13 protein-coding genes are annotated in these 12,940 nt (G+C 39.4%); 9 read left to right on the forward strand and 4 right to left on the reverse strand.

Features of this window, described 5'->3' with window-relative positions:
* Positions 1-116: 116 nt before the first annotated feature.
* The 3 genes from NIES593_RS00500 to NIES593_RS00510 form a co-directional block, all read right to left on the reverse strand.
* Positions 117-2,183: an ATP-binding response regulator gene (locus NIES593_RS00500; RefSeq protein WP_073597723.1), complete on the reverse strand. Its 2,067-nt coding sequence runs from the start codon at positions 2,181-2,183 to the stop codon at positions 117-119.
* A 307-nt stretch (positions 2,184-2,490) separates the two neighbouring features.
* A complete protein-coding gene (locus NIES593_RS00505) occupies positions 2,491-4,575 on the reverse strand; it encodes a BamA/TamA family outer membrane protein (protein WP_073597724.1) in 2,085 nt (694 codons plus the stop codon).
* A 480-nt stretch (positions 4,576-5,055) separates the two neighbouring features.
* Entirely contained in the window at positions 5,056-5,604 is a 549-nt protein-coding gene (locus NIES593_RS00510) for a PepSY domain-containing protein (RefSeq protein ID WP_073597725.1), read from the reverse strand.
* 282 nt (positions 5,605-5,886) lie between these two features.
* Here NIES593_RS00510 and NIES593_RS00515 point away from each other — a divergent pair, with 282 nt between their 5' ends.
* From NIES593_RS00515 to NIES593_RS00555, 9 genes are all read left to right on the forward strand, one after another.
* On the forward strand, positions 5,887-6,687 hold the full coding sequence (locus tag NIES593_RS00515; protein ID WP_073597726.1) for a hypothetical protein: 801 nt from the start codon (positions 5,887-5,889) through the stop codon (positions 6,685-6,687).
* Between the two features lie 233 nt (positions 6,688-6,920).
* Entirely contained in the window at positions 6,921-7,469 is a 549-nt protein-coding gene (locus tag NIES593_RS00520; protein WP_073597727.1) for a DUF1003 domain-containing protein, read from the forward strand.
* Positions 7,470-7,661: 192 nt separating this feature from the next.
* Positions 7,662-8,237: a DUF3611 family protein gene (locus NIES593_RS00525; protein ID WP_073597728.1), complete on the forward strand. Its 576-nt coding sequence runs from the start codon at positions 7,662-7,664 to the stop codon at positions 8,235-8,237.
* A 44-nt stretch (positions 8,238-8,281) separates the two neighbouring features.
* On the forward strand, positions 8,282-8,707 hold the full coding sequence (locus tag NIES593_RS00530; protein ID WP_062243144.1) for a DUF4363 family protein: 426 nt from the start codon (positions 8,282-8,284) through the stop codon (positions 8,705-8,707).
* Between the two features lie 38 nt (positions 8,708-8,745).
* Entirely contained in the window at positions 8,746-9,027 is a 282-nt protein-coding gene (locus NIES593_RS00535) for a peptidase (RefSeq protein WP_073597729.1), read from the forward strand.
* A gap of 71 nt (positions 9,028-9,098) precedes the next feature.
* Positions 9,099-9,611 (forward strand): DUF1269 domain-containing protein, encoded by a 513-nt coding sequence (locus tag NIES593_RS00540; RefSeq protein ID WP_073598024.1) that lies wholly within the window; start codon positions 9,099-9,101, stop codon positions 9,609-9,611.
* Between the two features lie 247 nt (positions 9,612-9,858).
* Positions 9,859-10,338, forward strand: a complete 480-nt coding sequence (locus NIES593_RS00545) for a universal stress protein (protein ID WP_073597730.1) — start codon at positions 9,859-9,861, stop codon at positions 10,336-10,338.
* Positions 10,339-10,530: 192 nt separating this feature from the next.
* Positions 10,531-11,292: a COG4705 family protein gene (locus NIES593_RS00550; protein ID WP_073597731.1), complete on the forward strand. Its 762-nt coding sequence runs from the start codon at positions 10,531-10,533 to the stop codon at positions 11,290-11,292.
* A gap of 165 nt (positions 11,293-11,457) precedes the next feature.
* Complete coding sequence (locus tag NIES593_RS00555) at positions 11,458-12,153, forward strand: VIT1/CCC1 transporter family protein (protein ID WP_073597732.1); 696 nt, start codon at positions 11,458-11,460, stop codon at positions 12,151-12,153.
* A gap of 44 nt (positions 12,154-12,197) precedes the next feature.
* On the opposite strand, the gene NIES593_RS00560 is transcribed toward NIES593_RS00555, so the two are convergent.
* Complete coding sequence (locus tag NIES593_RS00560) at positions 12,198-12,926, reverse strand: PrsW family intramembrane metalloprotease (protein ID WP_217651768.1); 729 nt, start codon at positions 12,924-12,926, stop codon at positions 12,198-12,200.
* Positions 12,927-12,940 lie beyond the last annotated feature (14 nt).

Raw genomic sequence — 12,940 nt, forward strand, 5'->3', positions numbered from 1 at the left:
AGTGTACTTAGTGGAATTCAACTATATCTAAAGTGCGTTATGTTGCCGGAAGCATCGCTTATAGCAAGGCGTAGCCCATTATTGCCCAGGTAAAGCCAGTCTAAACCTAGTAAATCTTAAAAACTCCGCCCTGTGAGATTTGCAATAGCTGCAATTAACTCAGCTTGTTCTACAGGTTTAGCTAAACTTTTTTGAAAACCTGCCGACTGCGCCTGTTTTTTATCTAATTCACGGGCATAACCACTTAAAGCGATCGCCGGAATCTGGCTATATTGTCTCACTTCACTCGCTCTAATTTCCTGCATCAGCATATAACCATTTACATTTGGCATACCAATATCGCTGATGAGTAAATCTTGCTCTGAATTTGCCAGAACTTGTAATGCTTGTTCAGCCGATGCAGCTGTAGAGACGTGCATCCCGTGTTGTTCTAAGATAAAAACAAGCAACTCCCGAATATCAGGTTCATCATCTACTACTAAAACTTTTAAGCCTGCTAAAAGTGATGAGGCACAAGTCAAATTTGAAAGGGCTTTTGAATGATGATTTTTCTCTATCTCCTCCCTATTTTGTAGAAGTGGTAGTCTGACAATGAAAGTTGCTCCTTGTCCTTCTCCCATGCTTTGAGCTTCCACAGTTCCACTGTGAAGTTCTACTAAGTGGCGAACAATTGCTAGTCCCAATCCTAGCCCACCAAAATTCCTCGTTGTAGCGTTATCTGCCTGGCGAAAAGATTCAAAAACATGGGGTATAAACTCAGGCTTGATACCTATACCTGTATCTTTCACCTGAATTTGAGCAAATTTTTGTGTTGAGTCTGCTAATTCATACTTTTCTAAAGTACTAATTATAGATAACTCAATATCTACACGACCTCCTTGTAGTGTAAATTTGATCGCATTAGACAGCAAATTACACAGGATTTGATGTAAACGTTTGGAGTCACCTAAAACGTAATATTTTTGTGAGGAAGTTTTGAAGTTATTTAATGATAAACAAGTATGAGAACTAAGTAATTCATTTTTATTTTCTAAATCTATCATTGAAAATGATACAAATATTGCTTTTTCTTCAGCTAGTAATCGCACCATTTCTATTGCTGACTCAATAGTAGATACTAAATTGATTGGATGTAAATCTAGAGTTATTTTATCTTGAATAATCCGAGATACATCCAGTAGGTCTTCAATTAATTTAGTTTGCAATTTGGCGTTACGTTCAATAGTTTGAAGAGCGTAATTAGTAGTCTCTCGATCTAATTTTTTGCTTTGCAGTATCTCTGCCCAACCTAGAATCGGGTTGAGGGGCGATCGCAATTCATGAGAAAGGATTGCGAGAAATTCATCTTTACTACGATTTGCGGCTTCCGCTTCTGCTCGTGCAGATTGCTCTCGCTCTAGTAACTGGTTTCTTTCTGCTTCTGCTAGCTTACGCTCGGTAATATCAGATAACATTAATAGTACGCCGTTAAAATTACCTCGATCGGTAAAAATTGGCGTACTAGAAGCAATGACCCACAAATTAGAGCGGTCTTGAGTGGTAAAACGACAATCAAATCGTTGTCTTCTACCTTGTTGCCATTGTGCCAAGATTGTTTCAACTTCATTCCCAACCGTTTCAGCCATCAACTCATTAAAAGAGGGATCGCTTATGTCCTCCATACCATAACCCAACATTTCAACTAATCGCTGGTTAACGTATTCAGTTCGCAACTGTGCATTCAATAACCAGATACCTTCATAAGCCGTATCGACAATATGACGATACCGCTCTTCACTGAGTTGAAGTTTGGCTAAATTTGCTTCGGCTCGTTGTCGAGCAACTCGAAGTGCAGCATTGAGCGAACTAATGAGCAACGCAACTATACTAAATAAGACCAAATGTAGAAGATTCGCACCGTGCCGAAGTACTAAATTGTCAGCTACAGGTGTTAAGAAAAAGTTGCTAGCTAAAACTGACAAAATAGTTGCAAGCAATCCCGCTCCTAAACCACCATACCAAGCACTAAAAGTTACAGCAGCAAAAAATAGAGAGAAAACTGTTGATTTTACCAAAGACTGTAACAGCAGTGTCAGCAGTAGCGCGACTACAACTGATACAACTGCGACAATATAGCGAGTTAAGCGATCGCGACTCAGGTGATAAAGTTGTCTAATCGGCAAGAGATTGATCAAATAAGCCATGCTCAATCCTAATATTTTACTAATGCTATCTGCGTCATCCGTTCATATACTTTTTAAAGCTACAGATTTTTTAATCTACCTTCTCCTATGTCCTTCTAACCTGTGTATATTAAAAACTTGTTATGACAATTATTTGCCAATCTTGTGACGTTATAAACTTAGTCTCGAAATTAAGTTCTTAGTTGGGTTATTATTTCTCAATCAGGTATTCCCTTCATCGAAAGCTTGAGCTTGCAAGCAAGGATAAACTCAAATAAAATAATCAGCAGTCAGTGTAAACAATACATTTTTACTGACTGCTGAAAACCTAAAACCTTTCGCCAATCCCAAAATTGATGCGGTTGTCACCATCGCCATTGATGCCGTAGTCAATGCGAATTGGCCCTAGTGGCGATTGTACGCGTACACCAAGACCATAACCGTAGCCACTACCATTTTTGTTCAGTACCTCAGCTGATTTGGTATTACTTCCGAGATCACTACCAACATCAAAAAATAGTGCGCCACTGACGACTGAGAAAATAGGGAAGCGATACTCAGCCGAGGCTTGTATGTAAGTACGTCCACTACCTAATCCTCCTTCTTGATAACCCCGAACGGAGTTACTACCACCAAGGGTAAAGGCTTCGTAAGGAGGCAAGTCACCAAGAATAGTTCCACCCTGCAAGTTAAATGCTAAGGTTTGTGGCCCTTTGGTAAGACTAATAAAGTTGACAGGAAAATATTGACTATAATTACCTCGCAACCTGGTGAGAAAAATATTGCCTAGTCCTACTGGTACTGACTGATCGACTCCGAAGCGCAGATACGAACCGCTAGAAGGTTGTAAGGGATTATTACGGCGATCGCGTTGTACCCCTAGTTGCAACAACAGCAAATCGTCTTCACCCTGTCCAGACTTGCTAAGTGGAACTAGTTCAGTAGCTATTCCATTCTTGAACACGGTTCCTTCTTTTCTGATGTTGCCATTGGCATCACGGGTGGAAACTCGTTGATATTGCAAACCTGCTGAAGCCGTCCATTCAGAATTTTTGTCAGGATTATTGCTCAGGGGACGGGTAAAGGTGATACCGCCGCCTAGACGGAGGACACGGGGGCGATCGCCATTCGTTTTTCCCGCTTCAAAGGTCTTAATATCATCATTTTTGCCATCAAAAATCAACGAAATGGAGCTACGGCGAAAAAGATTAGTGGTGTAAGAAGTTCGATAAGGATCTCCCGCAATCCAGGGATCTGTAAATCGTAAGTCAAACAACAAATCCCTCTGTCCCACCTGTACTTCTGCACCTAATTTTTGGTTTCTTCCGTTTAGGTTCTGCTGCTGATAACTAACAGTGCCATACAGTCCACTAGCAGAACTAATGCCACCTCCAACAGCGATCGAACCGCCACTACGTTCGGCCACATTCACTACTACATCTACTTTGTTGGGGTCAGCACTAGGGTCGAGGGAGACATTTACATCTTCAAATAGCCCCAGTCCATACACCCGTTGTAAGTCTTTTTGCACAGTATTACGGTTGAATACTTGTCCCGGCTTCAACTCCAATTCGCGCTGAATGATATACTCCTGTGTTCGACCTCTTACTGGTTGTCCCTTTTCGTCTGTTTCCTGACCTTCTTTATTGCGAAACCGGACTCTAATATTTTCTACTACCCCTTCTGCTACTTGCAGGGTGACAACTCCGTTTTCAGCAACTTGCGGTGTTCCAATCACGTTGGCTAGCACGTAACCCTGGTATTGATACCGCTTAGTTAATAGCTTGATACTCTCCTTTAAGTCACGCAAATTCAAGACTCTACCATACTGCTCACGAAAGACTTCATCGACAGCATTAGTAGGTAATACAGAGGGAACACCTGTGCCAGGATTAGCTTGCACTTCTACCTTAGTCAGAACAGGGTTAGGCTGCACTACAAAGCTTACTTTTACTCCCTTGGGAGTGTCTTCTGGCATTGCTTGAACATTGGAGAAAAAGCCAGTACCAAATATAGCGTTAATATCTTCTTGCAGTTGGGAGCGCGTTGTAGTTCGTCCTGGTTGGGTACGAATGACTTTGTAAACTTGGTTTTCTAGTTCTGGTGTTAATTGTCCTGCTTGAGGTCTGACAACTACTTCTGACACTAGCACGCGAGGTTCATTTACTTCTGGGGCTTTGTTGGTTTGAGTATTTCCTGGACTTGTGGTAAATCCAGGTATTGTCGCAGGCGGGTTCGCATTCTTTTGAGAGAGAGTGGTGTCAGAGTCTTTTTCCGGTTGCTGATTAATTGTTGGTGTAAAAACCTTTGTTGTCTGTTTTAAACTGTCAGCAGTTTGTGCATTTGCATTCTTGGATTCGCTTAAAGGAATTGCAATTACCACTACTGCTACTAATACGGGGAATAGACGCATTTTACTTTACATTCCTCATAGTTACCACACGCGGTACTCCATAAAAGTCATTTAGCGATCGCTTCCGGCGGGGCGTAGCCCATCGCAAAGCAATCATGCTCTTATGCAAGCAACTGACCACCAAAGCCCAAAATGTTGATGAAAGCTATAGTCATAGCTAGATTAATTGAAATATTCATGTGCAAATTTATCTGAAATATAGGTTTGTGATTATAAGCAGCAAAGGTCAAGAACTTGGAAAGATTCAGATGAATGACTTAATTTTTTTATGACTTTATAGCTAAAGCGAACGCGGCATAATTTTTTAAATTTATGAGCGATCGCAAGAGAAAATATGATACAACTGATACACCTGCTCAATCAAACATGAATGTAATCATTTGCGTACAAATAAAGGAGGTTGTTGAAAATAGCTGATTCAACAACCTCGTATTTAGCTATTTACAGCTACGCATCATTTATGACTAGTAATAAATAACCCTACTTACTACCTTCATTTGTTTCCCCTTCGTTATTATTCTCCGTAACTTGAATGCTACTCTTTGGACGAGAAGCTTCATCTTTATCACTTTCCTGGTTAGCATTCTCAGTGTAGAGAACCTTACCATTACCAGCGTCAACTTTCACCTCTTTTTGACCAATTTCTACAGCATAAACTAAGTTACCATCTTCATTTTCGAGTTTTACACTACTAGCTTTAGCACCGACAGAAGTTTCAGCAGCTTGTTTAGCTTGTTCTGCCGTAATTTTAGCTAAAGCTTGTAGTTTTTTGTCCTCTTGCTGTTCTTCTTGGTCATCATTAGTTTCACCATCACCATCACTTGCTTGAGCTATTTTAGTGTGATGAACACCATTCTTCATGATTTCAGGAGCTTCTGTAGCGTCATTAGCTTCGCCATCTCCATCACTAGCCTGAGCTACTTGTACACTGTTTTGAGAAGGAGAGGCACTTACAGTTTTGATCACTGCACCAACACCTAAAATACTCATTAAAGCAGCTGCTAAAGCGATTTTTTTTGAAGTTTTCATGTGTGTTAATCCTGGAAAATTTTGTTTTTTGAGCAATCTAAAACAGTTATTATTATTTGTTTTATTTACACCTGTTTTTGAGTTGCTACAGTTTTACTTTAAATATAAAAAGTCAAGAACTTGAAAAGATTGGCTGAAACTATAAAAAATAATTTGATAACAGTATCTGAGTTGTAACAGAAGGATTGAAAAAGTTTTGTATACTCAGTCAAAACTTTCCAAGTTCTTGACAAATGCAATCTACAGTAAAACTACAAATACAGATTGAAACATATAGGATTTATGAATAACTCAACAAAAATCATTCTTGTCGGCTCTTTGCTTAGTACTTTAGGTATCGGTGGTTTAGCAAAAGCTATCTCTACAAATCAATCCCAGTTACCTGTTGTAATCATACCGCAGCATCACAGTAGCACTCAAATGACTATTAGTAAGGATAAAGATGTGAAAATCGATGAAAACAGAGAACAGTCAGACGCAACTAACGATGATGATACTGAGGTAAATGATGATAAAGTACCAAGTTCTCTGGGTCAAGTGGGTGAATATGGTGAAAGCATCTACGATATGGCTAAAGCCAATGATTGGACAAAAGCCACAGCTAATCTTACCTTGCTTGAAAATGCAGCAAAAAGTCTACATACCGAAATCAAGGGTGATAATAAAACACAATTAGTACAGTTGGATTCTAAAATAGCAGCACTCAAAGGTACTGTCACCGCTAAAAATCGCATATCTGCAATGCGTGATGCTAACCAAGTGACGTTAATCGCTGCCAATATTACCAAGGAATTTGAACCAAAAGTACCAATTGAGATAACGCTACTTGACTACTATGGACGCGAGTTGGAAATTTGGTCAGCAACAGGAAATACAAGCCAGCTGAGAACAACTGCGTCACAGATGCGCCGCACCTGGAATGCAGTCAGACTATCTATCTTAGCACGTGGAGGAACTGCACAAGTACAGAAATTTGATGGACTTGTTGCTAGTGTTGAGGCTGCGAAATCATCTAAAGATTATGGTCGTCTTGCTACCCCTGTACTAGATGAAGTGGATAATCTAGAGAAGGTCTTTAAATAGTAATACGTAGACTTTCTGGTACTTGAGTACGCTCAATGCTTGAGATATTGGTATTTACAAAAACAAGCTCTAGATACACAAATTAGTTGACTATTACATTAGCAACTAATTATAGATAGGATTGGGCTACTTTTGGAATTTTTTGGATTTGGACTGCTGTAATTACTGAACGTTTAGTCACAGCAAAATACTAATATACTTTAGTAAACCCACGACCAAAAACTCTCACCAACGTGCAAAAAAAACCTTTACGCACCCGCGTTAGTACAGAGGAGTATAGACTATTACAGCGTCTACGTGAACACAAACCCGCACAGAATCCGCCTAAGCCTCCGGCGACTCTAGGCGACAGGTTTTCCGATATAGTAGCTGATACCGTCGGTTCTTGGCGATTTATTCTCATTCAAAGTGCTTTGCTCATACTGTGGATTATTCTTAACGTCACAGCCTACATCAAGCATTGGGACTCATATCCGTTTATCTTACTTAACCTAATGTTGTCCTTTCAGGCAGCTTACACTGCACCCATCATTATGATGAGTCAGAATCGTCAAGCTACCATTGATCGCCAAGATGCGAAATATGACTATGAAGTAAATAAAAAAGCGGAATTAGAAATTGAATTGCTACACGATAAAATGAATCTGTTACGGGAAGATGAAATTGTTGAGATTATGCGACTTCTGAAAGCCCATCAAGAACAGTTACAACTTATAGAAGGTAAATTATCAGAAATATCTGCCCAGATAATTGATAATTCATATCATCTATTATCTATTTAAAATAAATAAGTTTAAAAAATGTGACTTTTTAGAAAAAAAATAAACTTAAAAACAGTACATAGCTGATAATATCTTGATAGCATATTACTTTTTGAATACCTTTTTATCCGAAATAAATTTCCAAAATGGAAGATAAATAGTAATTGTTGAAGCTAATAACAAGCGCAATTCAAGCTAAAAATACATTGCCCTATGAGGAAATTGAATGTGTTAAAGTCAAATTCAAACTCGCCAAGCTCAGTTAGACAGCAAGCTGCTGTAAACCTTCGTACTTTTGGATGGATTGGGTTTTGGACACAGTTAGTCTTAACAGTTGCTTCTGGACTAGTTTTGCTGTTTGCTATTGCAGATCCTAATCTCAATATAAATGTTAAGTCTGGGTTAGGTTTATTTTCCGCAGCTGGTGGAATCTTAATACTTTGTTCCAGTATCTATTGGTTTTTTCGTTATACTCGTCTTTCTCGGCAACTTGAAGCTCCTGAGTCTAGTTTACATCCAAGTCGAAAGGAGACAGTTCGTACTTTGCAAACTGGAGTAATAATAAATTTGCTAGGAATGTTGTTAATTCTGGTAGGAGTTGAGGTCGTAATTGGAACCCTATTAGGAAAAACATTATCAGTTCCTCAAGGAGCAGCAATTTATAGGTCAAGTCAATTAATTGAACCTTTAGATATTTTTGTCGTTCAAGCAAATATTAATATGATTGTTGCTCAGTTCGTTGGGATTGGTATTCCGTTTTGGTTAGCTACTCGTATTGACCAACATTAGTTTTGATTAATGAAATTATTAAGATAATTTATCGGAGATTGAACGTGAAAAATTTTATTTACATCATTCCTGTTATTGCAATTAGTTTACTGACATTGGTAGGCTGCAATAGCTCTCAACAATCTACTACCCAGACCCCTGCTACTACTGAAACGACTGGAGGGACAACAGTATCTAAAAATCCTGGTGCTACACAGGGAGGTTTTGATGCTTTGGTCAGTGTTGTTTCAAATACAAAAACTGCTGTGGAAGCAGGGAATTTTGATAAAGCCCAACAAGAGTTTGACAAGTTTGAAAACGCTTGGGTTAAGGTTGAGGATGGTGTCAAAACTAAATCTTCCAAAACCTATAATGCGATTGAAGATGCTGCAACTCAGGTGAAGGGTGCGCTGAAAGCAAAAGATAAAGCAAAAGCTCTTGAGGGGTTACAGACGCTTAACTCAAATATCGCCACTGTTTCCAAGGGGTGAGAAATCATTAAGATAATTTCCACTGGAGATTTTTGATCATGCGTTCATTTCGCAAGTACCACCGCACTCTGGCGATTATTCTAGCTTTACCGCTTTTTGTAACATTGTTAACTGGTATCGCAGCTACGCTGGTGGGTGAGTGGTCAGCTAACCTTGGGGTTCCACGTAGTCTATTGCTTTCAATTCATCGCGGTGAAATCTTTGGTTTACAAGGAATTTACCCAATTTTGAACGGGCTGGGACTTTTGGGGTTGTTGGTGACTGGGTTAAGTATGACTAGTTTGTTTGGTAGGAAAAAGTCAAAACCTAAGCAGGATTAGAAAAGATATAGGTTTACTCAAGAGCGATCGCAATAATGTATTATGTCTTCGCAAGATATATGGAGGTAAAAATGAGCGATCTAATCGTAGTTGGTTTTAACGATGAATTTAAAGCTGATGAAGTACTTGTCGAACTGGCAAGAATGCAGAAAGAACATCTGGTTGACTTAGAAGATGCGGTAGTCGTCGTCAAGAATCAGAAAGGCAAAGTCAAAATCAAGCAAACCCAAGACTTAGTTGCTGTAGGCGCATCTGGTGGAGGTTTTTGGGGACTATTAATTGGCTTACTGTTTCTGCATCCACTTTTAGGCGTAACCGCCGGAATTATAGGTGGTGCGCTTTCAGGTGCATTAGACGATATTGGTATTAACGACGATTTTATTAGAGAACTTGGCGACACTTTGGAGCCGGGTACTTCTGCGCTATTTATGTTAGTGCTTAAAATGACACCAGATAAGGTAATAGAAGAACTGCAACCTTTTGACGGTAAAGTCCTGCGAACATCATTATCAAAGGCAGACGAAGATAGTCTGAAGGCAGCTTTAGAAAAAGCTAAAGAGGTGGAAGTAACATCTGCGGAGTAAAAGTAAAATAATACTAACATTACCAAAGGATAGCTTTTAACTCAATCTGAGAACAAAAAACATCTGGCTCTTCAGTTCCTTTTATGGAGTCGAATAATAAATAAAATCTAATCAGAGGCTATATTCCTTGCTATGACTGGATTTTAAATTTTTGAGCCTTTCTATAAAACGGCTATTTTAATGCCGTACCATAAAACCAACGCAAGAGCCAGACTTCTTTGTTTTACTAAATAAAATTCAGAAATTTATGGTGTTCAAAAAGATTTTAGTTGCAGTTGACCGTTCAAATCTAACATCTGTGGTATTTGAGCAAGCTTTGGATTTAGCTGAGAAAGATCAGGCTTGCCTAATGATATTTCACTGCTTTACAGAGGTAGTGTTAGAACCTCTAATTGAGTCCGGAACTGGATTAGATTGGTATCAGCCAGATGTAGGAGTATTTCATCCTCTTGAAACAGAAATTATGCAAACAGAAATCGAAGGAATTAAACAATGGTTGCAAAGTTACTACCAAAAAGCACAAGATAAGGGGGTAATTTCACAATATGATCATCAGGCAGGAAACCCGGATTCAACAATTTGTAAAGTAGCTAAAGAGTGGGGAGCAGATTTAATTGTCGTCGGTCGTAAACATCATAATCAATTAACAGAGCTTTTGACAGGAAGTGTTAGCAATTATGTTGTCCATCATGCTCATTGTTCAGTCTTAGTAGTTAAACAGGTATAAAGTTTATTGAAAACTATTTTTGATTTTGCATACCCCCGGAGAAACAGAAATGCTATAAGTTCTTGAATTTATGTACAAAGTTCTGTCTTTGCGTCACATACCCTACAAAACTTTCCAATTTCTTGACATTTGTTGTTTAGAGTCAAACAAGCCCAAATCACTACTCTAAAAAAATCAAGTAGGACAAATATCATGAAAAAAGTTTTAAACAGGGTTCCAGAGGTTACAGGTTCTTTCTGGATTATTAAAGTTCTGGCAACCACAGTAGGTGAAACTGCGGCTGATTATTTGTCAGTAACTCTGAACCTTGGTTTAGGCATTACATCCTATATTATGAGTGGCTTGTTACTCATTGCGCTTTGGAATCAGTTTAGGCTAAAACGGTATGTCCCGGTGAGTTACTGGGTTGTAGTCGTTTTTACAAGTATCACTGGCACACTGATTACTGATAGATTGGTAGACGAGCTTGGAGTTAGTTTGATGACAACTACTATAGTTTTTAGTGTTGTCTTGCTAGTAGTTTTTGCGCTTTGGTATTTAAAAGAAAAGACATTAGCTATGCACTCCATCAACACAGCTAAAAGAGAGCTGTTCTACTGGGTGGCTATTTTATTTACGTTTGCTTTGGGTACGGCAACGGGAGACTTACTAGCAGAGGCTTTGAAGCTAGGTTATGCCCAATCAGCACTAATATTTGGTGTTTTAATTGGGATAGTAGCTGGTGGTTATTATTACTTTAGAATGAATGCGGTCTTGGCATTTTGGATAGCATATATCTTGACTCGTCCGCTTGGCGCATCTGTAGGTGATTTACTATCTCAACCTGCTAAAAATGGTGGCTTTGGTTTAGGTACAGTCGAAACTAGTATGCTTTTTCTTTCTATAATCGTAAGTCTGGTTATTTACTTAAGCCTTAAGCAGAAGCAACCAGCGCCGATTGACCAACAAGATTGATTGATGATGGCGACGATTTGCCATATTGCTCAACAGTGGGATGCTGGTTTAATTATCTTAGGTTAGTGTGACCACTGTGCGATCGCATAATTTTCATAGACAGCGTTAACAACTATATGCCAGTTGCGTAAGTCCTGTAATTGTTAGAAAGGAATAACATTAGCTATGCCCGCGACACAACATACTGAAAAGCACTTTACGGCATCGGAAATTGTTCGTGATATCGTTATTGGTATGTCTGATGGTCTGACTGTTCCTTTCGCACTAGCAGCAGGTTTATCAGGTACTTTGTCATCTACCAATGTGGTTGTTACAGCCGGAATGGCAGAAATTGCAGCAGGATCAATTGCAATGGGTTTAGGTGGATACCTTGCTGCTAAAACTGACTTTGAACACTATCTGACAGAAAGAAAGCGGGAGTTACGCGAAATTAGAGAAACCCCAATACAGGAATCGGAGGAAGTTGCACAAGTTTTTCGTCGATATGGGTTAAATGATCAACTTATTGCTCCCCTTGTCGCAGCCATTCGTGCTGAACCTACACAATGGACAGATTTTATGATGCGCTTCGAGTTGGGACTTGAACCACCCAATCCTATTCGTGCGCGACAAAGTGCTTTTACCATAGCAGCTTCCTACATTGCTGGCGGATTAATACCGCTTTCACCCTACATATTCATCAGTGACCTGACAATAGCACTCAAAGTATCAACGATAACAACACTAGTTGCATTATTTGCTTTTGGTTATGTAAAAGGACACTTTACTGGAGTAAATTCATTGCATAGCGGACAGCAAACAGTTTTAGTGGGAGGGCTAGCAGCAGCAGTTGCTTTTGGTATTGCTCGGATAATTGGATAGTATTGAATATACATCTATAAAGATAAGTTAGAAATAATATCTAGTTAGATGAGGGGAGACTTGGCCTCACTTATCCGCCTGTTGAGTAATGTTAAGCTGGTGTAAGCAACAAGCATACTCAGCAACTCTAAATTAATAGATGCAATAAATGTAGCGCCTCTGAAACCGTTAAATATATCCCACAAAGCATGGAGTAAAACAGCTGTTAAAAAAGCTCCTAATACTTGCCAATTTAAGACCGCACGTCCTGCTTTCTCTCGTTCTCTCCATAGTACAGCGCAGACCAGCCCAGTCCAAGCTGCGTGTCCAGCAGGAGATAACAGTCCGCGAGCAAATAAGACCCCATCAAGGACAAGTAGATTCCCCTGCGATCGCAAAAGTGTAACGAAGGCATAACCCATCGTTTCCAGTGCAGCAAAACCCATTGCAGAAGCAGTTCCTAAAAGTATTCCCGTTGCCTCAGAACGCAGGCGACCTTTAAGATAAAATCCTAAAGGGAAAATTAACTTAGCACTTTCCTCAATTAATCCCACGCCAAGCATTGGTAAAAACCCCAGTGTTTTTAGAACATTGTACTCAAGGGTTCCTGCTACAAGTGTTCCTACTGCTCCCCCCCAAAGAAAACAGATAGCCATTGCAGGAAAAGACACTTCCCAATTTGGTAGAGTTTCGTAGAGGTAAGTTACAAAGGTAATAGGTATTAAAAAAGACCCAAGTAAAATGACGCTGGGGACAAAGTTGAGGTTGTTGGTTGCTATGAGCGTTTTTTCCATTGCGTATAGCAGAA

The sequence above is a fragment of the Hydrococcus rivularis NIES-593 genome (assembly GCF_001904635.1).
Classification (GTDB): Bacteria; Cyanobacteriota; Cyanobacteriia; order Cyanobacteriales; family Microcystaceae; genus Hydrococcus; species Hydrococcus rivularis.